19 protein-coding genes, 1 tRNA gene and 2 pseudogenes are annotated in these 25,859 nt (G+C 38.4%); 6 read left to right on the forward strand and 16 right to left on the reverse strand.

What is annotated here, in order from left to right; all coding sequences use genetic code 11:
* Positions 1–65: 65 nt before the first annotated feature.
* The 5 genes from D5R40_RS02365 to D5R40_RS02380 form a co-directional block, all read right to left on the reverse strand.
* Positions 66–986 carry a J domain-containing protein gene (locus D5R40_RS02365; protein ID WP_124143591.1) on the reverse strand — a complete coding sequence of 307 codons (921 nt, stop codon included), beginning with the start codon at positions 984–986 and terminating at the stop codon, positions 66–68.
* Between the two features lie 237 nt (positions 987–1,223).
* Positions 1,224–1,358 (reverse strand): hypothetical protein, encoded by a 135-nt coding sequence (locus D5R40_RS40675; RefSeq protein WP_275670293.1) that lies wholly within the window; start codon positions 1,356–1,358, stop codon positions 1,224–1,226.
* Entirely contained in the window at positions 1,355–2,236 is an 882-nt protein-coding gene (locus D5R40_RS02370) for an inositol monophosphatase family protein (RefSeq protein WP_124143590.1), read from the reverse strand. Before D5R40_RS02370 ends, D5R40_RS40675 begins: the two co-directional genes overlap by 4 nt.
* A 126-nt stretch (positions 2,237–2,362) precedes the next feature.
* Entirely contained in the window at positions 2,363–2,884 is a 522-nt protein-coding gene (locus D5R40_RS02375; RefSeq protein ID WP_124143589.1) for a thermonuclease family protein, read from the reverse strand.
* A complete protein-coding gene (locus tag D5R40_RS02380) occupies positions 2,874–3,242 on the reverse strand; it encodes a 2Fe-2S iron-sulfur cluster-binding protein (protein WP_124143588.1) in 369 nt (122 codons plus the stop codon). The genes D5R40_RS02375 and D5R40_RS02380 overlap by 11 nt, the downstream gene beginning before the upstream one ends.
* A 214-nt stretch (positions 3,243–3,456) precedes the next feature.
* Between D5R40_RS02380 and D5R40_RS02385 the strand changes: the two genes are divergently transcribed.
* Positions 3,457–3,543 (forward strand) — tRNA-Ser (locus tag D5R40_RS02385).
* A gap of 110 nt (positions 3,544–3,653) precedes the next feature.
* Here D5R40_RS02385 and D5R40_RS02390 read toward each other — a convergent pair.
* Positions 3,654–4,514, reverse strand: a complete 861-nt coding sequence (locus D5R40_RS02390) for a formylglycine-generating enzyme family protein (protein ID WP_124143587.1) — start codon at positions 4,512–4,514, stop codon at positions 3,654–3,656.
* A gap of 278 nt (positions 4,515–4,792) precedes the next feature.
* On the opposite strand from D5R40_RS02390, the gene D5R40_RS02395 reads away from it, so the two are divergent.
* Positions 4,793–5,176 (forward strand): endonuclease domain-containing protein, encoded by a 384-nt coding sequence (locus tag D5R40_RS02395; protein WP_124143586.1) that lies wholly within the window; start codon positions 4,793–4,795, stop codon positions 5,174–5,176.
* Between the two features lie 646 nt (positions 5,177–5,822).
* On the opposite strand, the gene D5R40_RS41815 is transcribed toward D5R40_RS02395, so the two are convergent.
* The 8 genes and pseudogenes from D5R40_RS41815 to D5R40_RS02430 form a co-directional block, all read right to left on the reverse strand.
* Positions 5,823–8,396 (reverse strand): formylglycine-generating enzyme family protein, encoded by a 2,574-nt coding sequence (locus D5R40_RS41815; protein ID WP_124143585.1) that lies wholly within the window; start codon positions 8,394–8,396, stop codon positions 5,823–5,825.
* Positions 8,397–8,399: 3 nt separating this feature from the next.
* Positions 8,400–9,434 carry an AAA family ATPase gene (locus D5R40_RS02405; RefSeq protein WP_124143584.1) on the reverse strand — a complete coding sequence of 345 codons (1,035 nt, stop codon included), beginning with the start codon at positions 9,432–9,434 and terminating at the stop codon, positions 8,400–8,402.
* A gap of 148 nt (positions 9,435–9,582) precedes the next feature.
* The gene (locus D5R40_RS02410; RefSeq protein WP_124143583.1) at positions 9,583–11,499 is read right to left on the reverse strand and encodes a VMAP-C domain-containing protein; all 1,917 of its coding nucleotides are present in this window, start codon (positions 11,497–11,499) and stop codon (positions 9,583–9,585) included.
* A gap of 26 nt (positions 11,500–11,525) precedes the next feature.
* A pseudogene (locus D5R40_RS42345) lies at positions 11,526–11,651 on the reverse strand (CU044_2847 family protein); the annotation flags it as partial.
* A gap of 21 nt (positions 11,652–11,672) precedes the next feature.
* Positions 11,673–11,879: a hypothetical protein gene (locus D5R40_RS37285; RefSeq protein ID WP_205127252.1), complete on the reverse strand. Its 207-nt coding sequence runs from the start codon at positions 11,877–11,879 to the stop codon at positions 11,673–11,675.
* Between the two features lie 312 nt (positions 11,880–12,191).
* On the reverse strand, positions 12,192–14,870 hold the full coding sequence (locus D5R40_RS02420) for a GH92 family glycosyl hydrolase (RefSeq protein ID WP_124143582.1): 2,679 nt from the start codon (positions 14,868–14,870) through the stop codon (positions 12,192–12,194).
* A gap of 544 nt (positions 14,871–15,414) precedes the next feature.
* A complete protein-coding gene (locus D5R40_RS02425) occupies positions 15,415–16,869 on the reverse strand; it encodes an FAD-dependent oxidoreductase (protein ID WP_124143581.1) in 1,455 nt (484 codons plus the stop codon).
* Positions 16,870–18,164: 1,295 nt separating this feature from the next.
* Entirely contained in the window at positions 18,165–18,764 is a 600-nt protein-coding gene (locus tag D5R40_RS02430; RefSeq protein ID WP_124143580.1) for a DUF4126 domain-containing protein, read from the reverse strand.
* A gap of 1,081 nt (positions 18,765–19,845) precedes the next feature.
* Between D5R40_RS02430 and D5R40_RS02435 the strand changes: the two genes are divergently transcribed.
* Both D5R40_RS02435 and D5R40_RS02440 read left to right on the forward strand, forming a co-directional pair.
* Entirely contained in the window at positions 19,846–20,181 is a 336-nt protein-coding gene (locus tag D5R40_RS02435; protein ID WP_124143579.1) for a hypothetical protein, read from the forward strand.
* 200 nt (positions 20,182–20,381) lie between these two features.
* Positions 20,382–21,323: pseudogene (locus D5R40_RS02440) on the forward strand (sigma-70 family RNA polymerase sigma factor); the annotation flags it as partial.
* Positions 21,324–21,363: 40 nt separating this feature from the next.
* On the opposite strand, the gene D5R40_RS34415 reads toward D5R40_RS02440, so the two are convergent.
* Both D5R40_RS34415 and D5R40_RS02445 read right to left on the reverse strand, forming a co-directional pair.
* Complete coding sequence (locus D5R40_RS34415) at positions 21,364–21,531, reverse strand: hypothetical protein (protein WP_161564358.1); 168 nt, start codon at positions 21,529–21,531, stop codon at positions 21,364–21,366.
* A 1,114-nt stretch (positions 21,532–22,645) separates the two neighbouring features.
* Positions 22,646–23,377, reverse strand: coding sequence for a VWA domain-containing protein (locus D5R40_RS02445; RefSeq protein ID WP_124143577.1), 732 nt, complete (start codon positions 23,375–23,377; stop codon positions 22,646–22,648).
* A 924-nt stretch (positions 23,378–24,301) separates the two neighbouring features.
* Between D5R40_RS02445 and D5R40_RS38990 the strand changes: the two genes are divergently transcribed.
* Both D5R40_RS38990 and D5R40_RS02450 read left to right on the forward strand, forming a co-directional pair.
* Positions 24,302–24,469 carry a hypothetical protein gene (locus tag D5R40_RS38990; RefSeq protein ID WP_240038795.1) on the forward strand — a complete coding sequence of 56 codons (168 nt, stop codon included), beginning with the start codon at positions 24,302–24,304 and terminating at the stop codon, positions 24,467–24,469.
* Between the two features lie 27 nt (positions 24,470–24,496).
* On the forward strand, positions 24,497–24,922 hold the full coding sequence (locus D5R40_RS02450; RefSeq protein WP_240038794.1) for a Uma2 family endonuclease: 426 nt from the start codon (positions 24,497–24,499) through the stop codon (positions 24,920–24,922).
* The last annotated feature ends 937 nt before the right edge of the window (positions 24,923–25,859 follow it).

Genomic DNA, 25,859 nt, shown 5'->3' on the forward strand with positions numbered 1-25,859 from the left:
AAGCTGATAGCTGATAACGCAGTTTCGACCATAGGAGGCTAGCTGGTCGCTGTTTGCTTACTTCCTTACTTTTTCTTTCCACCAAAAATACCCCCAAATAAACCACCGCCTTTATCAGATTTAGTTCCTTTTTTACCTGTTTTTTTACTTGGTTTATTATTGCCAGTTGCCGCTTGTTCTAATAATTTTTTTACTTCTAATGCTTTTGGCTCTTGAGGATTTAATGAAAGAGCTTTTTTGACTTCAATTTTCGCCATTGTGCCTTGCTTTTGCTGGAAGTAACAAAAACCTAATAAAGCATGACAAAGACTATCATTTTGCTCAAATTTCAAAGCTCCTTTTAACTCTGAAATTGCCTTCACATAATTTTTATTAGATATTAATATTTTAGCCCTATTACAAGCTTGCTCTACCAAAGGATTTTTAGTTGAGGGTTTTATAGTTGTGGGTTTGGCAGAATCACTAGGAGGTTTCGGTGTAGGTGGAGGTGAGGGTTTAACAACTCCAGAACCACTTTTGCGCAGTAAATAAGCTAAATTCAGTTCACTAATTTCTCCAATGATATCTAAAGTTTTGTCAATAGATTCATATTCGCGATCGCTTAATTCCTTGAGAGTTTCCTTATATATGTTTTGATAATCTCCCGCCTTAGCAATTTTTTTTGCTGCATCAGTAGTCAACTGAATTTGACTGCGCTGTTGAGAAACAGTATTACTGAGATTTTTGAGAACAACAAAAAGTTCAGCGCGATCGCCTTCCTTAGAAAATTTATTATAAGCAGGACTCACCAACTTAGATAACAACTGATTAGCAAATTCTTTATCAGTTTCACTTTCAAAGGGTGAAGTATCAGGATGTAAACGACGCGCCACTCGCATATACCGTTTACGAATCTCACCAAATTCTGCATCTAGAGAAACCCCTAAAATTGCGTGATGGTCTGTGAAATCAAATTGGAATAATCCTTGTTTAAATGTAAAAGACATAATAACAACTTTTCCTTAACAAAATGACATTGAATCTAAACTTAATCCTTTTTACCTCTAATTAGACATCTCCGGAAATTAGACATATAGATCATTTTTTGTGTCTTTTTTCAGAAATTTTCTTCCCTATTCCCTATTGCCTATTGCCTACTTCTGCAAAAAGTCTATTCTTTCTCGGAGATATCTAATAGACATCTCCAAAAATCAAAAATAAAATTAATTATTATCAATAAATTATCATTTTCTTTGTGGGTTTAATACCCCACCGTCTACACGGTGTTCAAAATTACTTGGGGTTAGAATCCCCATGTAATTTTCCTCCTGTCTCCTGTCTCCTGTCTCCTGTCTCCTGTCTCCTGTCTCCTTCTTCAACAATTATTTCTCCCTGTTGCCTGTTGCCTGTTGCCTGTTGCCTCTTTTCTAGAGATGTCTATTGTAGACCAATGAGATAGAGGCGGAGTTTCAATCAACGCTTTGCTCATTAAATCGTGAATTTTGCCATTAGTCGCTAAAATTTTACCCGAACTCATATCAAAAGGACTACCATTATAAGCTGTAACTTTACCCCCTGCTTCTTGCAACACCACTATACCTGCAGCAATATCCCAAGGAGACAAACCTCTTTCCCAGTAACCATCTGCACGACCACAAGCAATAGAACATAGATCCATAGAAGCACAACCAGAACGTCGTACACCTTGAGCTAGATAACATATTTGACAAAATTCTTTGTAGTTATTATCAGTAGTCTCCCGTCGGTCGTAAGCAAAACCCGTTATCGTCAAACTTCTTTCTAACGTAGTAGTCTGAGACACACTAACTGGTTTGCGGTTACAAGTTGCCCCCAAACCTTTAGCTGCACGAAAAAGTTCATCTAAAATCGGATTAAATACCACCCCCACCTGTGGTACCCCATCAATTAATAATCCTACCGAGGATGCTGAAAAAGGATATTGGTGAGCAAAATTAGTAGTACCATCCAAAGGGTCTATTGCCCATAGATATCTACTTGTTGTATCTCCCAACTCTCCCGACTCTTCAGCTAGAATGCCATGGTTTGGCAAATGTCGCTGTAAAACCTTGATGATCGCCTTTTCAGCAGCTTTGTCAGCTTCAGTTACCAAATTTACTGGACTGCCCTTTTCTTGAATATCTTGAAGATTGCCCCAATAAGACATCAACTCTGCACCACCAGCAAGAGCAGCTTCAGTGGCAATATCTAAGAAAACTTGTAATTGTTCTGCACTCATAAAAATAATTAACTTACATAATTAACAGGAAACCCCACCTTGATTAGCGAAATATTTTTGGAGGGTTGCTAACTCATCTCCATAACAACAATAACTTCTGACTTTTGACTTTTGACTTTATTAATTCTACTGTTTAAGATTTTCACGACGAAATTGTGCTGGAGTTTGACGCATTGGACGTTCTGGATTCCAGATACCTCGCCCCATCAGTCTAGCTTTTTCTTGGGCATTAGCAAGACGTTCTGTATACTTATTGTTAGGAAAATATGGCTCTGCCAAGGCCAAACCTTCTTCTGCCATATATTCATTAATTAATTTCCCATTCAGCCAAATATAAGCTAGTTGGCGATCAAATTTATCTTTTTTCTGGACATCAAACTCTAATAAAACTTCTTGCCCCAAGGTTAACTTTTCTAGTTGGGTTCTAGCTTCTTGTCCCCAAGGTTTTTGTCTGACATCTGGTGCCTGAATACCAATCAAGCGAATGGGTTCTAGTATAGGTACAGCAGCAGAACGGTCAGTTATCTCGATGGTTTGTCCACTAACAACCCTTTCTACTCTGATTATTTTGCCCGAGGGGGGATTTGAGTTTTGGCAGCCAGCGAAAAGTATCCAGGCTATAACTAGAAAAATGATTCTAATCTTCATCCAATGGCAATCCCGCTCTTACCTTTCCTTTGCCAAAATAGCGGCCAAATTGGAGTTCGTATACTTCATCTTCATCTTGTGTCTCTACAAGTAGGTCAGAACGAGCATAGCTGACACACAGAAGAGCATAACCCTGTTTTTGAAGTTCTAATGATAGTCCCATTGCTTCTGGTTGATAGAGTTGGCCAGATATAACTCTCACTGCACAAGTAGTACAAGCACCATTACGACAGGAGAATGGTAAATCTACTCCTTGGTTTTCAGCACTGTGGAGGATGTAGCGGTCTTCAGGAACCTGGACTGTATGATATGTATCTTTTTGGCGATCGTGTATGCGAATTTGGTGATTACGGGCCATAATAATTTGAGACTATAATTTATAGTTATTGCTGGCGATTTAGAAATTAAGTTTTAATTAATAAACTAAAACATGATTTAATATTTATCTTATGTTATTTAGGCCCAATATCCAATATAAAATTTTTTTGCCAGAAAGACTTGCAAAATTTAGAATAATTCTGCTACAATAGTATAATTGTGAGCAAATATAAAATTTAATACTTTTGCTTTTTGGAGAGGTGGCCGAGTGGTTTAAGGCGCAGCACTGGAAATGCTGTTATGGGGTGACTTATACGGGGGTTCGAATCCCCCCCTCTCCGTTCTATAAATTAACTTTCAGCAATTTCCTAAAAATCTTGCCCTGGTTTAATGGTTGAAATAAGTCGATTTAGCCTATCTTTTATATCCAGCAATAGGTTTCAGCAATTGATCAAACGTGAGGTACACGCAATACACGAAAACCAATAAGGTCAAGCGTGACACTGGGAAGATAGTAGCTGCGGTACGCAGAGCGACACCTCCTCGGAAGGTCGTACCAGGAGCCACCACGAAGGACTTTTGTAGTATTTTGATTACCTGATAGCCATGCACGACCATCATTGGGTGCGTCCTGATAATTATCCTGCCAATAATCTTCACACCATTCAAAAACATTGCCGTGCATATCGTATAAGCCAAAGAGATTAGCAACTTTGAAGTAACCCACTGGAGTGGTTTGTTCTCTATGTTCTCCCTTTGGACCTCTGCCATAGGAACCACTGTCAGTATTTTGATTAATCTCTCTATCTATTCCACAGTAGTTAGCTAAATTTGTAGTAATGGTTTCTCCAAAATGAAAAGGTGTAGTCGTTCTTGCACGACAAGCATATTCCCATTCTGCTTCACTGGGTAGGCGATATTCTCTCCCTGTGTTCTGGCTTAACCTAGCACAAAACTCTTTAGCGTCTAGCCATGAAACTTTCTCAACTGGGCGACTCCAACGCTTATAGTTTTCATAGTCATCTTTAAATCTTGAAGGGTCAGAATCAAGGTCACGTTCAATCTTTTCAGTAGTTTCAACAACCGTTTTCCACTGACCCTGAGTAATAGGATAACGTCCCATGTAAAATTCCGGCACTGTAACTTCATGTTGGGGGCTTTCCCTACTCCATCGCTCTAATTCATCTTCAGGGGAACCCATAAGGAACTTGCCTTCTGGAATCTTCACCATAGCCAGCTCAACATTATTGCCCAGGTCTTCGATATAGTATTCAGCCTGTTGCCTCTTCTTACGAATAGTTATCCTTACCATTAATTTGAATTATATCATGTCCAGTTGAATAATTATAATCAGGGCTAGTAGTATTGCTCTAGCCCTATCTATTTTAGAACCTATCCTACTATTGTTTGTTGAAACCCTTACATTGAGCTAATCGAAAAACCGTGAAATCCTTTAACTATAATTACTCCCTAATCTTACTACTCCAATCCCCCCCTTTTTAAGGGCTTTTAAGTCCCCCCCTTTTTAAGGGGGGTTAGGGGGGATCTAAAAGCCAGGTAACTCAAACAAACCAACTACAAACACCTACCATGCCAAAACTTAACGACTCCAACTTCCACCTCCCCTACAACCGCCAACTCGTCCCCATCGCCAAACAACTCCGTAAAAACCCCACTCCGGCAGAAAAAAAACTATGGCAAGATTTCCTCAGAACTTTTCCCCTGCGCGTGTTGAGACAGCGACCTATTAATAACTTTATTGTTGATTTCTATTGTGCTGCTCTTGGGTTAGTAATTGAAGTTGATGGGGATAGCCACTTTACGGAAGAGGGAAAAGCTTATGATGCTGAGAGGACTTCTGTTTTGGAGGGTTATGGGTTGCGGGTGGTTAGGTTTACTAATGTTGATGTTTTGCAAGAATTTGAGGGGGTTTGTTGGCAGTTGGAGGGTTTGATTGATGAGCTGAGAGATTGATTCCTCATAACACTCCTTGCGATCCCCCCTAACCCCCCTTGAAAAGGGGGGGACCGGAATGTGTCGGGATTTTGGTCAGGAGCAATAGTGCTAGCGCCGCTACAAGATCGCGCAGGGTTGCAGATATAACATCGCTCTTTTAATCAACAACTGATAACTCTTAAGACAACTTACTCTTGTTCCCCCCTTTCTAAGGGAGACAACTTACTCTTGTCCCCCCCTTTTCAAGGGGGGAACCGGAATGCGTCCGGATTTTGGTCAGGAGCAGAACCCGCAGGGTTGCAGATATAGCATCACTCTTTTAATAGACAACTGATAACTGTTAAGGCAACTTACTTTTTTCCCCCTTTCTAAGGCGGATTTGGTATTACTCTTGTCCCCCCTTAGAAAGGGGGGTTAGGGGGGATCGACACAGGCTTTGAGAAACCCACAACAAATCCCAACTCAACCACTCCCACTACTACCTCTCAATCGATCACTCCCCTACTTCAAATTTCCGATCAACAGCAGGGATTTTTTTCTGTTGACTTTACCTTGGGCTTCGATCCCCCCTAACCCTGAAAAGAGGGAGACCATAGTTTGGGAAAGAGCGATCGCTCTTTTCTCTGGCCAAAGACAGGACTCAAGAGGGTGAAAGAGGGGCTATTCAAGAGACACGCAATACACGAAAACCAATATAGTAGCTTGAGACAGCGGGAGAATGGAAGTGGCGGGACGTAGAGCAACACCACAAAGGCTTGAAGCGCCAGCAGCCGCCACGAAGGAGTTTTGTAGTTCTTTGATTACCCGATCGCCATGCACTACCATCATTGGGTGCCCCCTTATAATTCTCATGCCAATCATCTTCGCACCATTCATAAACATTACCGTGCATATCGTATAAGCCAAAAGCATTGGCCACTTCAAAACTACCTACAGGAGTTGTTTCTTGTCTATACTTACCTTTTGCCCCTTGACCATAACTGTAATTGCCGTCATAATTTGCTAAACCTGTAGTAATGGTTTCTCCAAAATGAAAAGGCGTAGTTGTTCCCCCACGACAAGCATATTCCCATTCAGCTTCACTGGGAAGCCGATAGTTTCTCCCCGTATATTTGGACAGTCTGGCACAAAATTCTACTGCATCGTACCAAGACACTGTTTCCACAGGTCGATTATTTCCTTTAAAATATGAGGGGTTAGAGTCAAGGTCACGTTCAATTTTCGGCACATTATTAACAATGGCTTTCCATTGAGCTTGAGTAATGGGATAGCGACCCATGAGAAAAGCTGAAACATTCACTTCATGTTGAGGACTTGCAAATGTAGCGCGTCGGAATTCATTTGAACCCATGATAAACTTTCCTGCGGGAATTTCCACCAGTTCAAGTTTAATTCCATCGCCCAAGTTTTCAACAATACCAGTAACTCGTCGGCGTTGTTTTTTGATTACCCATCTATTTCCCAATAATTTCAACCATCCTGAACGTCTTTTTTCCAACGTTGCCACATCAAACTCAAACGTTACAGTTTTCTCAACCTCAATCAAGGCAACGTCAAAGGTATCAATTTCAATTTGAGGTTCTGGTGTCACTTCTCCAGTTTCCCCCATTGTTGAACCTGAAACACCGGAAATATTCTGGGCAACTTCACGGGCAAATTCGGCATATTCTCCCCCTAGATTTTCCAATACTTCAACAGCAACTTGGGCAAAAGGTAAAACTTTCTCCCGGTCTTCCTCCTCATATTGAGGCAATAACGCCAACAACGCCCGAAAACTACGAATAGGTCGGTCAATTTTTTCAGCTATGTAACGAGAAATAGCATCCAGAACGGCTGTAGTTTCATTGCGTCCCATTGCCTGATTCAACTCTTGCCGGACACCGGGAAAAAATTCATAGATTTGTTCTTGACCATTAGAGTCAGTTGCAGCAAGCAAACCTCCCATATAAACTTCTGCCACATGAACTGGGTTAGCTTCTGGTAATAGATTTTTGCGAATCAAGTTAACCACAGATAAATTTACGGGAGCTGCTGCCATCATTCCTGCCAGTCGTTGAGCAGTAATAGAAGTTGTTGCCAGAAATTGCCTCACCCTAGTTGTGGTTGAAAGTTCCGTTATAGATTCGGGTTGCTCAGGTTGATCGTAATATTGTTCCTCGACAAATTTTAAATCAAATAAAAATGTAGGTACTCGTGCATTACTTGCTCCCGACACTACCCGACACCAACTTTTCAACAGTTCATGTTCCGGCAGAATAACTGGTAAAACCAAAGCATTTTTCCAGTCTATAGGTATCCAAGCGGGTAGATTTTCCAACATCAGACGGGGGTTAGCAACTCCTGGTGTAATAGTAGTACCAAATAATTTTCTTCCCGCTCCCAGTTGGGTACTATCCCAAAGATATTCGGGGAACAATTGTAGCACTGTAGTAGGGCTTTTCTCTGACCACACTTTTAACCATTTGTGAATGGTGGCATTTTGCCAAACCGCAGAGGTACAGTCACTCACGAAAATAACTACCCCCCGTTGGTTAGGATGAATCAATTCACGGTGACTATGTTCACGTTGCCTGGGTTTTCCACTGCTATCTCGCCGGACTAATTTTAATTTGCTATTTGAACTGAGCAAACTCCAGACTCGCACATTTCTAAATGCTCCTTGAGTTTCAAAGATTTGTTGTAGCTCATTAACAGTCTCTCTCCAAATAAAAGCCGAACTAGACTCTTCTACCACCAATTCTAAATCAAGCCAGCGTTCAGGTTCTGGTTTAGTCACAGGCAACCACACATCCTGCTCGGCAATTAAATTCACGGTTGCTTCTTCATCTAGTGCTTTTCCTGTGATAGAGGGAACTTTCCGCATCAGAGGGCGCAGCGCACGGCCTAATTCCAGTACATTCAGGAGAGCTGCTGCTGCTGGAGCTTGAAAAGATAAACCTTTGACTGGAGGTTGTTCGGGAGTTTGAAAACTTGATTCTTCAGTGATTACTGAAACAATGGGTTCTCTGTCAGTTACAGATTCTTGGGGTTCGCCTTCCTCAAATTTGATCGGCAGAAGTTGTTCGGGTTCTGGTTTTTGCTCCTGCTTTTGTTGAGTCTCTACCGTACCCATTTGTAAAGCTAACCAGATACTATCGGCAATATCTTCATTGCTGAGTTCCAGACGTTTTAACATTCCGGTTTGATCGAGTCGGTCTATCAAACGTTCAATGGTACGATGAAAACTAGAATCACTCATCCCTTAATCCTCATCGTCAACTCTTCCTAAATCTTGGAAAAGTTGCTGCACTAATTTATCCTCTGTAGCAGGAATGCGACCCTCTGTTACCATGAAAATTGCATTGAGTAACTGGTCAGTTGCCAGGGTTCCCTCCTCTCGTCGGTCAATAAAATCTTCAATCAGCTTTTGGATTTTTTCCTGTTCAGCAGTATCATTATTAAAATGAGCAGTAACAATTTTGGTCAATTCCTCTTTTGTGGGAGATTTCATCCTTAAGCGCAAACACCGCCGTAAAAAAGGTGCAGGAAAATCTCTCTCTCCGTTACTGGTCATTACCACAAAAGGGAAAGCGGTGCAAGTTATCCGCCCATTCTCAACCTCCGCCTCCATCTCAGAGGCTGTCTTTTCCTCAGTTGCGTCAGTGTAAGCAGTACGCACCGTTACCTTGTCTACCTCTTTCTTAATTCTCACCAATTCCGGAATTTCAAAAGACCCTTCTTCTAGAATAGCCAGTAGGTTGTTGGGTAGGTCAATGTCGCTTTTATCAATCTCATCTATCAGGAGAACGCGAGGATATTTTGAGGGCAGCAAACTTGTCCCTAAAGACCCAAGAGTTATATATTTTTCAATCTGTTGAATTTGTTCTCGACGTTGCTCTGGGGAAAGAGTTTGATTATTTTGGTTTTCCTGTTGTTTAGCTTCCTGCAACCGACCGATAGCATCATAACTGTATAGTCCCTCTTTCAAGGTAGTGCGGGTAGTAATTGGCCAGTAAAGCACTTCTCCCAGTTTCAGTTGTCGAGCTACAGCATAAGCGAGGGAAGATTTACCCGTTCCTGGTTTTCCCGTGATTAGTAGCGGTCGCCTCAAGTATAATGCAGCGTTAATCATTTTTACCTCATCAGGACGCACCTGAAAAGTTTCACCCCGTCGTTTCAGGCGACTTTCACCAGGTTTCCTCTTTTGACCAAAGGGTCGCCAACTGGGAGGCGGTGGCAAATTTTCGATGCCATCGTGAGGTTCTATGTTTTGTTTAAAAATTTCCCAATCACTCATTTTTAGTAGAAAAGATTATGGAACTTCAAAGTCTTCCTTTTTAAGGGGGATTTAGGGGGATCGTCAATGTACCTAATAACTGTGGGAATTGTTATAGTTTTGTTCAGAATAATTAACTGTAAATTTATTACTGATAACTGATAACTGATTAAGGCATCCTCAGTTGTTGAACAGGTGGTACAAGATTAGGGTCATCCCAGAGTAATGATAAGTGATTGCCAATATGCGTGTCAACCTCTGCTTCCCAAGCTTCATAACGTTTGGCTTTTATAGCTTCAGGTAACTTTGACCAACAGTTACAAGTTTGACATACACCTTTGAGCGCCTCGCAACAATCAAGATTTTCTGCTTCTGACCTCATCCACAGTGCCACAGGAATTCCGGCGTAGTAAAAGGCTTCCATAATTGATTCTCGTTTCTCTGCTTGCAGCATTTCTGTTAATCTTACTGCAAGCACGTTATTAGGATGAATTTGTTTGAAAAACCTCTTAACATTGCTAATGCCTGAAGGATGAAAAATATTAGCTGCTTGTTCGCCCTGTATGCTGGCTAGCGATCGCCACTTTTCCTCAAACTTACCTACATAAGGATTAGATTTTTGTGATAACTTAAGGCGTTCGGAAAACCTCACGGTTACTTCACATTCTGTCCCCAATAGATTTTGGTAATCCTCAGGTACATTCTCATCACTCAAATATTGATCTACTGGCTTGATATCTCGGTCAATTAACTTGTAAGGCAGAAACATTGAAATTTTTTTCAGGTTAGAATTACAACGGGACGGAACATCAGCCCAAAATAACTGTAGTAATTCAGTTAAATTTTTAGCTTTTTTTGACTCCGAGGTAGTTTTTTGACTAATTATAGTCCCTTTCTCATTGATCAGGATATCTTCTTCGTCAATTAAAGAATGACAACCTTGAGCATTTTCGGGCGTATAATTTCGTGCATCTTCAATTAGCCATGCCTTCACTAAAAACGTACTACTCTTTTCAATTGCCCCTACTAATAAACAAGTTTCTTGTTCTCCCACTTGAAATGGTTGCTGATTTTTGATCGCCTTCTCTTTTCTTAAAGCACCCATCAAATTTTGATGATTTTGCAAGTAACTTTCTAACCATTTTTCTAGTTCCTGGCAAAGTTTAGGAAGAGTTTCTAAATCCTGGAGATGCAGTAGTAAAAAACAAATAAATCTCTCCAGTAAAGAATAATTCTCCTTCATCCAGTTATCCAAATTTTGAATCATCTCCCTCAAAGATTCGGGAAACTCGTGTAGAGATTTCCCAGAACTCAGAGGAATAGAATTTTCTGGCAAAGATTGGTAGTAAGCATAACGTATCTCATCACTTAGAAAATAATTCTCGAGGATAGCGATCGCCTGTTGTATCCTGCCATCAACCTGACAAACATTGGCCAAATCCCCCACTTCCAGCAGCAAGTCCGTCGGGATCATAAAGGCTACCTTAGCTTCAGGACGTTCCTGGTCTGCTTTTACTGCCATACCGACAACACCCTGAAGTCTTTCGTCCCAGATAGCAGTTCCACTAAACCCTCCCTCCAAACGAAGTCCTGTCTCTGTAGTGCCCTCAAGTTGGATAAGACCTTGGCCTACTCGTTCTCTCAATTCTCCTTTAGCCCATTCCCCATCACTCCCTTCTTTTGGGAAACCTAATGCTCTAAACTTATTGTTCCAAAGACTTTGATTTCCGATTTTAATTAGGTTAATTGGTTTAGCACCTCGAGGAAGTAGACCGGGATTTACTACTTTTAATACTGCAATATCTTGTACATTTTCATCATTATTTCGAGGCTGCCAAAAAGCCACTTTTGTCTGAAGTTTTTGACCTATCTTACCTTTGGTAAAAATAGGAAAATTAACTTCAATAATTTGGTGAGGTATTTCTTTCTGCCTCATAATTTTTTTGGCAGTTTCTGAAGTAGAAGCTAAACAGTAAGCCACTACATGGGCACAAGTTAAAATATACTCAGTAGAAACCAAAAACCCAGAACCAGCGACACCACCTCCAAGCTTAAAAACCCGAACAACAGCTAATTCTAAACCCATAGAACCTTATCCAATAGAGAGCTTCCCTAGTCAGCTTTACTCACCGTGTTGTTCCATTTCAGAGTAATTTCATAGTTAACCTCTGCGCTTCCTGATGCAATAATAGCTCCCAGTTCGCCACTCATTTTTACCCCAAATTTAACCTCTACAGCATCCGCAGGTTTGTTTAAATCCTAGACCTTTTTAATAATTGCGTTGGCCACAGGCTTAATACTAGAAAAAGCCTTTCCTAGTGTTTGTTTAGCTTGTTGAGCGACCTCATCCCCAATTCCAATTAAATCTTTATCTTCATCGCTACCTACTGGTAGTTTTTCGTCCACTTCCATGTAGACAAAGGACTGTTCATCATCATCTAACTGAAATTTAACCAATCGTGCCACTATTTAGTCTCCTGTCAGTAAAGTTTATTTTATCATTTTCTTTGTGGGTTTAATACCCCACCGTCTACACGGTGTTCAAAATTACTTGGGGTTAGAATCCCCATGTAATTTTCCTCCTGTCTCCTGTCTCCTGTCTCCTGTCTCCTTCTTCAAATTATATATTCTTTTGCCAAAATTAGAGGAATCGGCAGCAAGTTTCACCGAGTCATGTGAGCAAAATGTTCCATTAACATTCGATGAATAAAAATGTAGCCACCACCTACTTTCTGAACAAATATTCTGTCTGTTTCCCTCTTCCGTCTTCAGGTTTCTCTAATCAAACAGTCTAAATTCTTCAAACACAACAGAAAAACCATCCCCATCAGGAGAAGCACACATTAAACCGACTTGCAACTCATTTGCCGTAGTCAAATAACCCAGTCTCAACAAACTATAACTCTCTCCATCCAGAGAATATTCTACTTCCAGCGTTTCTCCACTCCGCTTTAACCGCAACCAAATACTTTCGGGGTTTTCCGACAACCACACTACTGACCAGTCAGAATATTCTCTAGTCACCACAGCACTCGCTTGTTGCACGCCATTTACAAATTCAATGCCACATTTTACCCAAGTCTTTTCATCCAAACGCACCATTAAACCTGCTTGGTCGTATAATGCTTGATATTCACCAGTAATTTTGACTTGAGCGGTAAAGTCACCTGTAATATTCTGATAATAAAAATGACCGTTATCGCGAATAAAACCATAGTGAGTCACTCGCCAAAAATCTGTCTTTGCACCTGTGGTAACTTGAATTACTCCATTTTGGTCGCTCCAGACAGGGGGTTGGTTATACCATTGCATTACATTTGTTGGGGTTGGTGAATTTATTGGTGTTGGTGAGGAAATACTCAACATACCACCATTCATAATATCTTGATATGAAATTTGCCACCCTGACGCGGGTTGACCATTGAGTAAATATGGTTCTGGATGATTACCTTTTTGAATAACAAAATCTTTGCCATTATCCAAATGTATAGTTGCTTGAGAAAAATGTAGATATCCCAAATCAAACATTGGCGTACCCGGAGTCACCTGATATAAACCCAAAGCACTGAGAATATACCAAGCTGACATTTGTCCGCAGTCTTCATTGCCTATGATGCCATCTGGTGTAGCTTTGTACATTGTGGTAAGTATTTGTTTGACATAAGCACGAGTCAGATCGTTGCGATCAACAAAATTGAAAAGATAGCAGATGTGATGACTGGGTTCATTCCCGTGAGCATATTGTCCAATTAATCCTGTAATATCGGGTAGTTCATTTCCTTGACTACTATCCAGGGAAAATAGTTTTTCCAGTTGTGCTAAAAATGCTGACTTCCCACCCATGAGTTGAATTAAGTCGGGAATATTGTGAGGTACAAACCAGGTATATTGCCAGGAGTTACCCTCAATAAAAGGAGACTCCCATGCTGCTGCAAAGGGATCGAAATTATCCCAACTACTATCCCTACGTTTGGGGCGCATTAATTTTTGACTCGCGTCGAATACTTGACGGTATGCGAGGGAGCGTTTTTCATAACTTTCTGCCAGACTAATATTTCCAAAAATTCTGGCAAACTGAGCGATCGCCCAGTCATTATAGGCAAATTCTAGAGTCCGCGATACTGACCAATTAACATTAACGTCTGAGGGAACAAAACCATAATTACGATAGGCATTTAATTCTGGTTCTTCTCTATTCATAGTGTCGATCGCTGCTCCCAATGCCCACCAATTATCATAGTTCCTCAAACCTTTGGTAAAAGCATCTACAATAACACTAATAGCATGACGACCAACCATTGTTTTAACATCTTTTTCTCCTAGTTTCCACTTTGGTAGGGAACCCACTTGGTCGTAATGTATCAACATAGATTTGATATATTCATTGGTTTCTGAGGGTTCTAAAATAGTCATCAATGGGTGGAGAGCGCGAAATGTATCCCATAAAGAAAATAGGGTGTAGTTAGTAAAACCTCGGGCGGTATGAATGCGTCCATCTGCTCCCCGAAACCGTTTGTCTACATCCATATATATATGTGGAGCTTTGTAAGTATGGTAGAGAGCAGTGTAGAAAATGATTTTATCTGTTTCGTTTTTAGTGTCAATATCAATTTTTGCCAGTTTATCACGCCAGAGTTCTTTGCTGGAGTCAACTGTTTCGTAAAATTGCCAGGTGGGAATTTCTTTGGCGAGGTTTCTTTGCGCTCCATTAATGTCTACTGCGGAAATACCAATGCGTACTTTGAGATGAGAAATTTGCCCTAATTCCAAATATGATTGAATATGTTTGTTATTAGCACTTTTGAGTTGATTCAGATTTTTTCCATCGGTGGAAATATATATTTTTTGCAGTGGTTTATCTATTTTGATATAAAAATAAATTCGTTGTTCCGGCGACCAACTTTGACTGATGCGACTGCCAACAATGGTGTATTGGTCTAATACTTTGAGACTAGCAGAGAGAGTGTTTTCGTCTCGACGATGAACTAAGTCTATGAGCAGGTTAACTTTAGCATTTTCGGGAAAAGTGTAGTAGTGGAAACCACTCCGTTGTTTAGCTGTGAGTTCGACTTGTATTCCTGAGTTTAATTTGACTTTGTAGTAAGCAGGAGAAGCTGTTTCCGAATTTTTATCAAAGCGTTCCCGATAACCTGATTCTGGGTTTTCCAGAGTTCCCGGTTCGAGTATCATAGTACCAATTTTTGGCAAAATCAGAATATCCCCATAGTCTGCAATACCCGTACCGCTGAGGTGAGTGTGGGAAAAACCGAAAATACTGCGATCGCTATCATAATATCCGGAACTGGCATCCCACCCTTCTACTCTGGTATCGGGACCAAGTACAACAAAACCATTGGGAACGCTTGCCCCTGGGTGGGTGTGACCATGACCTCCCGTACCTATTAGGGGGTTGACATATTTGAGGTTGTTTGAAGTTGCTTTGTTTATATTGATCATAAGTTGGGGAAGGAAGTAGCAAGAAAAATAAAGTTATACCGTTTCTTATCTTAATAGTATTGCTACATAGTTGAGTCGATGAAACTGAGCAAAAATTCCTATTGCGACATCCGCAACAAAACCACAGACACTGAAAATTCCCCATGGAACTGAGTAAAAACTCCTATTGCGACATTCGCAACAAAACCATAGGCACTGAAAATTCCCCATGGAACTGAGTAAAAACTCCTATTTGTAATTCTACAGACATAATCGCCTCTGATCATATTTGTTAAAGTCCCGGTAATAAATCAATTTGCTATTATAACAACTATCTGAATTTTTAATCGACAGTTAAATTAATATCATCAAAACTTGGATAGCTTTTGTAGAATGCGTTAATGAAATGTAATATCATGTCCGGATGATTAATTATAATAAAAATGTTCAACTGAAGCTATCTTGAAGGAATATCCCATTCGGAGACATATATTTATAAGTATTTAACCAGGACATGATATAACTTGACCATTACTATACAGGATTACCTAACTTGCTACCACCTTTACAACAATGTTTGCATAATTTCGTCAATATTACGAGCATAAATTTGTTGAGCGTATTCCTGCCCATACTCTTCTGAAGTAAGGGGTAGTCTGGTTAGTGTTGCTTGTTGAACCAATTCCATCAGTGGACGACGCAAACGTTCATACTTACTAAACGCAGCTTCTATAGCAGCTATATCATCCCACTGATTTTGCTTACCAATTTCAGCCACCAATGTTGCCATGACAGCAGCATCTTCCAGTCCTTGGTTAGCACCTTGAGCCATAAATGGTGGCATTCCATGGGCAGCATCCCCCGCCAATACAACCCTCCCTATATTCCACTTTGGTTGCTCTGACCCAGAAACAGTGGCACGGTGAAGATAATACGGACGTGACAGAATCTGCTCTGGGGAGGATAAAGCCACCAACTGCTGAATCATTTCTGGAAAGTTAGCTTTTTTCAACTCTTTTAGGGCAATATTAATTAATTCTTTTCCTGACTTTCCTGCTAATAATTCTAAAGGTAAAGCTGCGTGGATTAGATATCCAAATTGACCTGGTTGACGGGAAAATAAGATCATTTCGGTGGTTTCGTTTATTATAGAATCTTTGGATATTTGGTCATTCATGATCGTTACTATTCGCGAATTCTGAAGAAACTGCTCCTGAATTTCCTGTGACAGTGTTTCTGGAATCTCATTCGCTCCCCCACTGCTAATAGCAGCAATACCTGAATATTCTGGTTTTCTATATGCACTATATGGAGTATCTTTGTAGATTACCTGACGCACCGTAGAATTAATCCCATCTGCTGCAATCAATAGTTTAGCCCGGATTGAGATAATTTCCGATTGTGGTAATGGGGAGGAACTTAGAGTGCTAGTTTGATCGTCTTGCTGTTTATTTTCCCAGTGAGAATAAGGGTTAGCTTCTACCCCCTGATTAGAAATAAAATCAGCTCGAACACATTTCAATTCTGGCTCGGCAACTACATTAACACAACGGTGATTAATTTTGAGGCGATCGCTTGGTAATCGCATTCTCAATTGAGTCTGTAAATTGTACCAAGAAATTGATACTCGACCTTCCCCGTACTTATCAAACCATTCATCATATTTCAGGACAAATGAACGGATTTTTTCCCCGTTGACATTTCGGGTTGTCCATTCTGGCGAAGGCTGATTCTTTTTGGATTCACTTTCCGGGTTAGGTTCTGGTGGGTTGTTGAATGTTTGACCAGTTTCTTTAATATTTTCGTAAGCTTGCCTATCAATATATTTAACTGCTTTTAAGCCATTTGGTAAAAGATCGACTCTCTGACCAACTTTACGGAAAGCTCGAGTTTGGTCGAGGACAATAATATTTTCGATCCCACGTTGGCGTAGACCGAGGGCAGTTGCTAATCCCACTGGTCCCGCACCAACGATTGCTACATCATAGTCAATTTTTGGACTGGAGTTTTCTGATTTCATAGATTGATGTGAATAATGACTAGAAAAAGTATACAACAATTGTAAGAGTCCCTTTATTCAAAAAAAAAGAGAGATTTTCCAAGGGAGGAACTACTCAAAAGTATTTTTGATAAAGTTGTTTTCTTGTGTAAATAGGACTTATATCATGTTCCGTTGAATACTTATACAGGACTTACTGAGGAGTCAGGAGTCAGAAGTCAGGAGGGAAGAAAGGAGGAAAGAAGAAAAGTCAAGATAATTTCAGTATTTCTTCGGTACTGTCAGTTCTTAAATTTTATTTATAACTGACCCGTCCGCAATTCGTAGCTCCCCTGGAGGAGGAACGTGATATTATACCAAGCGTGAAAAAAGAATGTTACGAATAATAAGCGTGATTAAAAGACTTTTTTGGAGATGTCCCTTTGACAAAAAAGATAATTTATATCATGTCCGGTAGCATCGGTATTGTATAGAAAAGGTAGGCAACAGGCAACAGATCATCTGGCAACAGGCAACAAACAGGAAGGTAATTGAGCAAGAAAAAAACTTAAATTTCCTGTAAATATCCACGCTAACTTTTACACAAACGATACCAACGGACATGATATTATGCCCGAAAAAAAGGTATTAAAGCCGTTCCCATACGACTCCTGACTCCTGAGAAATATCCTAGCTATTTCTAGCAAACATTTATCAATTTGGTATTACGCATGAAGTAGGAAAAACTAGGATTTGAGATTGCTTTCCGTTCCGGACTGCTGCGCAAACCCTATCGGTCGCTTCGGACGAAAATACATTGCAGGTGCGTAAGTCCTAGTAAATTGTCAACTAATATCATGTCCAGATAAGAGCGCGATCAAAAAACTTTCTCCTTCTCGTCTTCTTTTTTCCCTCCGGAATTGGTGAATCAAGGGATGAAACTTTTGGGAGAAGTTCAATAATGGATAATTGATAATTACCTCTCCCTAAAAGGAAGAGGATTGAATAAAAGGAAAATATTTTCTCTCTTGGTCGATTGGAGGACAGCGAGGAGACCCGTTCTTACAGACCCGCTCCGAAGATCGCCATCCCACCCTACGGGAAGCTGCGAAGAGAGAACTCCGTTCCGCTGTCGCGAACGACCGCTTGTTTCTCCTTTAAAGGAGAGGATTTTTACCTTAATTATTCGGTAAATCCAATTGAATGTTTTTACACTTCCTATGTTTCCCAGTCTAAAATTCATCCTGCACTCTATACAACGCTTTCCCTCCTCAATTATGACTCCTGACTCCTCTGTCATTTATTTATAACTGTTTAACCGGACATGGTACAAGTCATTACTCCATTTCTGTCGGTGGTATTTCTGTATTATTTCTCTGCCTCAACTTTCGATGCAAAGTTTTCACCCCTGATAATAGTAACCCAATCACTACAAATACGAGGAAAGCTGCGAACACTGGTACAGAAATCGCCAAAATTGACAACACCGAGGAACTTAATAACTCCATTGTGGAAACTCCAGGATTGGCAAATCCTCCGGTGAGAGTTGTAGATGCTAATCTGGTCACATCTGTTAAACCTTGCACTGTTCCCGCAGCACCCCCTCCCACGACCGCAGCGATCGTCCACTGTAGCATTGGACTCATGTCACTCACAAATGAACTTGTGATGATTGTACCTGCGATAACTGCTGTTGGAGTGGCGACAATATCTAGTAGTTCATCTACCCAAGGAATATAGTAAGCTGCAACTTCTAAAAATGCACCAACTCCGAAAGCTACTGTTGCTTGTGGGGTGCCCATCCAGGCAAAATCAGAAGATATTTGTAAATTTCCTGACTGTGCTGCAATACTCATTACTAAAGGAGGTACAAATATGCGAAAACCACAAGCTGCACTTAAACCTACACCTAGACAAATACCTAATAAAGTTTCCATAATTTTATTCCTAATTTTTCCTCATAAAAACTGTTAATTTTGCTGGTGGTTATTTAATAATTATTCATTACTTCAATATTTTTTCTGCTGATTGCAGATGTATAAATATATATTATCAAGATTGACAAATTATCTTTTAATGTTAATGTTGAAAACTATTTTTAAACTCAATATAAATACCGCACTGTTCAAGATGGTAAGGTACAGTTTTATAGCAGAAGGAAGAAGGCTTTAGTTATCTAGGAGAGAAAGAAAAATCTTGCGTTGTCTGAGTTTTAAGCTTTTGATATCTCAAATATAGTAATGGCGACTGCTATACATTAATCTTTATTTTCTCTTCCCTGTTGCCTATTATACCATTTTCCAACAAGAATGTTACGAATAATTTGAGTAATTAAAAGACTTTTTTGGAGATCCACTTTTGACTAAAAAGATAAGTTCCGACCTAAAAAATAATATCAAAGCCATTCATTCTGTACCTCACCAATCCGAAGGCTCCTCTACCTGACTCCTGACTCCCTTCCTGAGAGGGGTTAGGGGTGGGTTGACTCCTAAGAAATAGCCTAGCTATTTGTAGCAAATATTTATCAGACTGGTATTATCCCATAATTTTCATCTCATGCTGTATAAATAATCATCCTAATTGTTTCCTTTGCATATCAGTCAAGATGATAAAAATTTGACATAGCATTTTAAATATGATATTTAAATATAATTTTGATTGATCACCTAAAAACATCATAATATCAAGAATTTGAAAATAAAGATTGACATAAAAGAAGATATATGATATAAAGAAGTCTAAATTCATCAACCTCTTTGATGATAGTGATAGGTATGATTAAGCGCGATCGCTAATTATCTTAGATCGGTGTAAAGTTTTACTTGAATTGAATCTTGGAATAACTAGGGGAAAGTAAGCAATCATTCTCAAAAACCACAACTATCTATTCATAAAACACAAAAAAATGTTTATTATAAATTTACCAAGCTTGAAAAAAACAGACAGAATAACGCTTTTAATCGCAATATATTAAAGACTCAACATATTAACATAAATTAATTGTGGAGACAGATGATAATGATAGGGCATTCATTAGAAATAGACGATCTAAAAAAAATTAATAGCCCGAAAAAAATAGTAGCTTTGTTTAACAAACTTGGCTATAATTTACAACTGGGAAATTTAGAGATTGAACAGCTAGAATTACCAACTTCTTGCAGTGGATTTATTGATAATGTTTACAAAATTCATAGCGATGAAGAAGGTAGTTTAGAAATATTTTTGTTGGAGTTGCTACAAGCAGAATTTCAAACAAACCGTAAACTTCAAGAAAAAATAATAACTATTTCCCAAAATATCCCTAAAAGCAAAAAAAAAAATTACTCATTTGTACAAAAAACTATCATCAGTTAGTAATAGTTGCTCTTCAGACAATAGAAAATATAAGTATCACAATTAAATGGTGGTTAATTGACTGTAAAAATCCTACTTATTATGATACTTACTGGCTAGAAAATATAATCCGAAATGATTGGGAATCTACAGAAGAATTTACCAATAAAGAACCTGCTGAACGTAGCTACGACCAAGATTTAGAACCGCCAACCGCAACATTTACTGAAGATTCCATTCAACTTTATCACAAAGAAATTAATAAAATACCTCGCTTGCGTGCTGAGGAAGAAATTAATTTAGCTCATCAAATTGATGAATTATCAGCTTTAGAACAAATTCGTGAAAATTTAGAGAAACAACTCAAGCGATCGCCTAATGAAACAGAATGGGCGACAGCTGCAAAAATCAGTACATCAGAATTGCGCGATCGCCTCCAGCAAGGTAGACAGGCAAAAAATAAAATGGTCACAGCTAATCTGCGACTGGTGACATCAATTGCCAAACGATATCAAAACCGTGGATTAGACTTCCAAGATTTACTCCAAGAAGGTAGTTTAGGATTAATTCGTGCCACAGAAAAATTTGACCATACAAAAGGCTATAAATTTTCTACTTATGGTATTTGGTGGATTAGACAAGCTATTACTAGAGCTATTTGTGACTATTCTCGGATCATTCGCTTACCAGTTTATCTCTATGAAACCATTTCCCAAATTAAGAAAACAGTTAAACAGATGTCAATGGAACGTTGTCTGCTTACTGCTGAAGAAGTCGCTACACGCATGGAAATGACCACAGAGAAATTACGATTTATTGTAGAATGCGCTCAAGAAACGTTATCTTTAGAGATTCCTATAGGCAAAGGAGAAAATACCATCTATAAGGAAGTGATCGAATTTGATGGAGAAACACCAGCAAAATATGTCTTTGAAAATTGCCTACAAGAAGATGTAGAAACTGTTCTCAACACTTTAACTGAACGGGAAAGAAATGTCTTACAAATGCGATTTGGATTGGATGATGGTCAAGAAAAAACCCTGAAAGAAATCGGTGATACTTTTAATTTAACGAGAGAAAGAATTAGACAAATAGAAGCTAAGGCATTGAAAAAGTTGGAAGACCCAAAACGTAATCGTATTTTGAGAGAATATCTTCTTTAGGAAATAATGTGGTGTTAGTTCAGCAACACCCACATCATCATTATTTTTGCTCAGGATGGTTTATTTCATCTGTCTGAGATGGCTTTGTAGTGTTCTGCTCCGTTTTAGTAGGTTGACTAGATTTCATTAAACCAGAACCATGCCACAGAAAACTGACAATCATTATTTTAGTTAATGCATTCAACTGCTCTAACTTTTCTTTGTTCATTGGTTGATTGATATAATTAGCATGAATTTTGAGTCAATATTTATTCTTTACAAAAATTAACAAATCTTTCAATAGATATGCTGATAAATCCGGTCAGGGTAATTACTTAATTTAGAAAATTGATTATGGAGCGATCAGCTTTAGTACCATAGAATTACAAATAAGTATTTCAGCACACTTTGACATAATTAATTAACTACTACATTCTGCTTCAGTCTTAATACATGAAATTTCGGATGAGAATAAAATTGACAATTCTATTTTTCCGTATTTTTACTGAAATAACTGTGATTTATATTCTTGATTTAATGTGACTTATAGTATATATACTATGTGATTTAAAACACAATATAAATTTTATCTAAAAGGTAAGAAAGGTAAGAAATGTATAAATTAATATCAAATTAACTCAGCAATTTATAGCAATCCTCTTCATGGTTTTGTAGAAAATATTCACAGCATTATATAGCAATCAGGAATGATTTATGAGATGTTTAATAACAATTAATACCAATCAAAATCCTTTTATATTCTGACTCCTGACTCCTAATTAATACTAAAATATTACAACTGAAATATGATTGCTATAGTATGAGATAATAGGGGTAAAAATTTCATAATTTCATCTATAAATTTAGAATTTTTTACAAATATTGCACAAATTTATAAATATCAGAATAAATAAGTAATGAGTAGTCAGTATTTAGGAGAAAGTCAATTCAGTTAACCTACTGCCGGAGGAACTTTCCTATGGGAATCCTGCGTAAACGTTAACAATTAGCCTCTTTACAGAGGAACTACGTTATCAGTACCTCCTGCAATAGGGAAGCGAGAAGATGCAGAATTTTCTTTCTCTTGGTTGATTGGATATGGCGAGGAGACCCGAAGAGTGCAGACCCGCTCCGAAGATCGCCATCCCACCCTACGGGAAGCTCCGCTAACGACCACTTTTTATCCCCTTAAAAGGCAGGGTTTAAACCAAAATTTTCAGTAAAGAAGAAAAGTAGTCTAACTTAGATTGTGGTGATAAAACATCTTCGCACTATCAATAGTGAGGAATTAAATTCAGAAATATATATCTTCCTTCTTCCTTCTTCCTGATTCCTTCTTAATATTAAGAAGCAAAATATTTACCATATAAACTTGGATATCTTTCTTTTATCCAACCACCTAATCCTTTTCTTGGATCTCCCTCAAGTTGACGTTCAAGAGCAGCAATAATACCCTCATCCATTACCTCATCTATTAAATCAAAAATAAAGATATTACAATCTTCTCCTCGTCTAGATTGAAATTTATTAGCATTCAAATCAATTCCTAAATAAAAATCTATTGCTCCCTCTGTCTCAATATCACTACCTACACCAATCATTAAAATTTTAATCTCATCTTGACTATTGATATTAGAACAAGTTTTTCCAATAACATTAATAAATTCTTTACTATCATCAATTTGACCATCAGTATAGATAATTATAAAAGCACCTTTATCATCAGTTCTATTAGAAAACCACTGAGATACTGCCTCATTTAAAGTAGGAGCAATATAAGTAGAACCACCAGGTCTATTTTCTTTAAAAGCAGCTTGTACTTGGGCAGCATCTCTAAGGTAAATAGTTTTAGTCGGTTGTTGATTTCGATTGAAAAAATATAAAGTTACCTCATCACAAATTATTCCATAATCATCATCTTGCTCTGACAGAATTTCAAAGACATGACCTTGTACAGTTTCTTGAAGATATTGCCAACGATTTTTGTTTCCTGTAGTAGCATCAGATATTGTCATGGAACCACTACGGTCTATTAAAATAAAAACATCGCGATTGTAAATTTGTGGAATTGGCATATTTTTATCCTTTGGTAAGATTAATTCAGCAGGTTTTTGATAACTTATATTTTTGCAGATATATCTACATATTTCTAATATTTTACCAAACTTTGCTACTATAAAAGATATCAGTAAATTAATTTATTTCATCCTACGTTCATTAAAATTAACAAAACTCAAAAAGGTAGTAAAAATCATCACCGTTGTTGAGAAAAGCATCATAAAAAAAAGGAAAAGTCTTTAATTTTTTTGACTCTAGTAATATAATATCCGGTTGAATATTTACATCAGTTTTCGAGTTTTGGAGGTACAAAGTTTTATGCTTTTAAGGAACAGATCAAACTGGATATGAGAGCTGGGAATGAATAAGAATTATGGATTAATCTTAAACTGTACTTCACTATCTTAAAATTTGCTGTATAGTAGTCGCCATTACTGTATTTGACATATCAAAAGCTTAGAATTCAGACAATGAATATTTTTCCTTCTTCCTTCTGCTATATCATAATCTATTAGGAGAGAGTTGGAAGAATAGGAAGGATATTTGCTCTGGGAAATAAGGAGAGGTTTTTCGTTCGACTGCTATGCTATAGGCTAATTAAGTATAGCAATACTTTTGAGAATTGGTATTAGTCCCGTTAAACAGACTTGATATACAATTTTTAGTATGGTTTTATATTAGACATCTCCAAAAATCAAAAATCAAAGCAATTCTGATCTATAAATTGTCAATTATTTATTCCTGTTCCCTGTTCCCTCTTTTCTGGAGATGTCTATTAAGATCAACATTTTCTTTCGTATACATCTGTACTATTATTGATAATAAAAAATAGAAATTATCATTAAAACTATAGTGCTATACTAAATATCTAAATATAATGTGAATAGCTATAAGGATGGGTTAAGTTATAAACATTTAAGTTAAGTAAGAGGTTATTTGTAATGACATCCTCCACTGCAGCAGAAGTTATTTATCCAGAGAGTGACGGTTTACCTTTTGCTGATCACACAATTCAATTCCGTTTGATTACTACTATTGCTGGTATGTATAAAGACAACCCCAATGTGTTTGTTGTCGGAGACTTATTCTGGTATCCCAAACAAAAATAACCTTGGATCAAACAAACTGCTGATGTGATGGTAGTTTTCGCTCTTCCTCAAGAAGATAGAAGTTCCTATAAACAGTGGGAAGAAGATAATATTTTACCACAAGTTGTGTTTGAAATTGTTTCTCCTAGGAACAGTATTACTGAACTGGAAGTAGCAAAACTAGAGTTCTATTCAGAATATAAGGCGCAACAGTATTATGTTTATGACCCAGACACAGGGAGATTAAAAGGATGGTTGTGTCGAGGAGAAGTTCTCACTCCCATAGAAGTGATGGAAGGTTGGATAAGTCCTCGAATCGGAATTCGCTTTGAAAAAGAGGGTAGGGAATTACAAATTTATCCACCCGATGGAGAACGTTTTGCCACTTATGTAGAAATTCTCGAACAAAAGGAGCAAGCAAGACAAAACGCCGAACGAGAAAGACAAATAGACATAGGCGTGAAAAAGATATAAACTTTTTGCACATAGCAGGCAACAGGCAACAGTTCCGGAAAGCAACAGGGAATAGATTTTTAGGAAAAAGGTACGAAAAATGATTTAGGGAACTGACTTTTACCGAGAAATTGTGGGTATGCGCCTCCCCTTTTAAGGGGAAAAAAGAAAAAAATTTTTCCTTTTAGTCAATCCTCTTCTTTTCAAGGAGAGGTAATAATTAATAATTAATTATTAATTATTAATTGTTGAAAACTCTAGCTTATGTTAAATAAAGGGTAAGTTTATTTTCACCAGATGTCTAATAGCTCAACAAGAAAGACAAAACGCCGAATGAGAGGCAAATGCACGTCAACAAGCTCAACAATAACGGAACTTAATTGCTCAACAGCAACAAGAAACTATTCCTCGGTTATTGAGCATGGGTTTAACTACCAAATAAGTTGCAGATGCTCTTTCTTTACCTTTAGCGGTAGTAGAGAAATTCAGAAATTTGGAGATTTAGTTAATTTCAAAAAAATTTTTTACTCTTCTGCTGCCAAGGGTTAGTAATATCATGTCCGGATAAGATCGCGATAGGACTCCGTTCCGCGCTCCGCGTTTTCGGTGCGGAATGCTACGCTTGACCTGTCGCGTAGCGTTAATGTGCGTTGTGCGCCAGCTAAACAAAAAACTTTCTCCTTTTTCTCCTCTTCTTTCTTGCTTCTTGCTTCTTTCTTTCCTCCTGACTCCTGAGGACTGACTCCTGACTCCTTCATCGTTTTATTTATAAGTATTCAACCGGACATGATATATAGCAATGTGCGCTGACATATCCACAAATTCAGGAACTGTCCAATAGCTAAAAGTCTTATATTATTCCTTCGGAATGCTCCGCAAACAGCTTTTTATTCCCCCAGATGAGCTGTTGCCTCTCTTGGTGCGCATTCCCTTGCGACTGGCGTCGTCGCGGGGTCGC

The organism is Okeania hirsuta, assembly GCF_003838195.1.
Taxonomy (GTDB): Bacteria; Cyanobacteriota; Cyanobacteriia; order Cyanobacteriales; family Microcoleaceae; genus Okeania; species Okeania hirsuta.

Excerpts from the sequence above, each read along its gene's own strand:
- D5R40_RS02405 (WP_124143584.1), bottom strand. The coding sequence starts at position 9,434 with ATGAGTGATTGGGAAATTTTTAAACAAAACATAGAACCTCACGATGGC.
- D5R40_RS02435 (WP_124143579.1), top strand. The coding sequence starts at position 19,846 with ATGATAGGGCATTCATTAGAAATAGACGATCTAAAAAAAATTAATAGC.
- D5R40_RS02370 (WP_124143590.1), bottom strand. The coding sequence starts at position 2,236 with ATGAGTGCAGAACAATTACAAGTTTTCTTAGATATTGCCACTGAAGCT.
- D5R40_RS34415 (WP_161564358.1), bottom strand. The coding sequence starts at position 21,531 with ATGAACAAAGAAAAGTTAGAGCAGTTGAATGCATTAACTAAAATAATG.
- D5R40_RS02420 (WP_124143582.1), bottom strand. The coding sequence starts at position 14,870 with ATGATCAATATAAACAAAGCAACTTCAAACAACCTCAAATATGTCAAC.
- D5R40_RS02410 (WP_124143583.1), bottom strand. The coding sequence starts at position 11,499 with ATGGGTTTAGAATTAGCTGTTGTTCGGGTTTTTAAGCTTGGAGGTGGT.
- D5R40_RS02390 (WP_124143587.1), bottom strand. The coding sequence starts at position 4,514 with ATGGTAAGGATAACTATTCGTAAGAAGAGGCAACAGGCTGAATACTAT.
- D5R40_RS02395 (WP_124143586.1), top strand. The coding sequence starts at position 4,793 with ATGCCAAAACTTAACGACTCCAACTTCCACCTCCCCTACAACCGCCAA.
- D5R40_RS41815 (WP_124143585.1), bottom strand. The coding sequence starts at position 8,396 with ATGAGTGATTCTAGTTTTCATCGTACCATTGAACGTTTGATAGACCGA.
- D5R40_RS02380 (WP_124143588.1), bottom strand. The coding sequence starts at position 3,242 with ATGGCCCGTAATCACCAAATTCGCATACACGATCGCCAAAAAGATACA.
- D5R40_RS02425 (WP_124143581.1), bottom strand. The coding sequence starts at position 16,869 with ATGAAATCAGAAAACTCCAGTCCAAAAATTGACTATGATGTAGCAATC.
- D5R40_RS02445 (WP_124143577.1), bottom strand. The coding sequence starts at position 23,377 with ATGCCAATTCCACAAATTTACAATCGCGATGTTTTTATTTTAATAGAC.
- D5R40_RS02450 (WP_240038794.1), top strand. The coding sequence starts at position 24,497 with ATGGTAGTTTTCGCTCTTCCTCAAGAAGATAGAAGTTCCTATAAACAG.
- D5R40_RS02375 (WP_124143589.1), bottom strand. The coding sequence starts at position 2,884 with ATGAAGATTAGAATCATTTTTCTAGTTATAGCCTGGATACTTTTCGCT.
- D5R40_RS02365 (WP_124143591.1), bottom strand. The coding sequence starts at position 986 with ATGTCTTTTACATTTAAACAAGGATTATTCCAATTTGATTTCACAGAC.
- D5R40_RS38990 (WP_240038795.1), top strand. The coding sequence starts at position 24,302 with ATGACATCCTCCACTGCAGCAGAAGTTATTTATCCAGAGAGTGACGGT.
- D5R40_RS02430 (WP_124143580.1), bottom strand. The coding sequence starts at position 18,764 with ATGGAAACTTTATTAGGTATTTGTCTAGGTGTAGGTTTAAGTGCAGCT.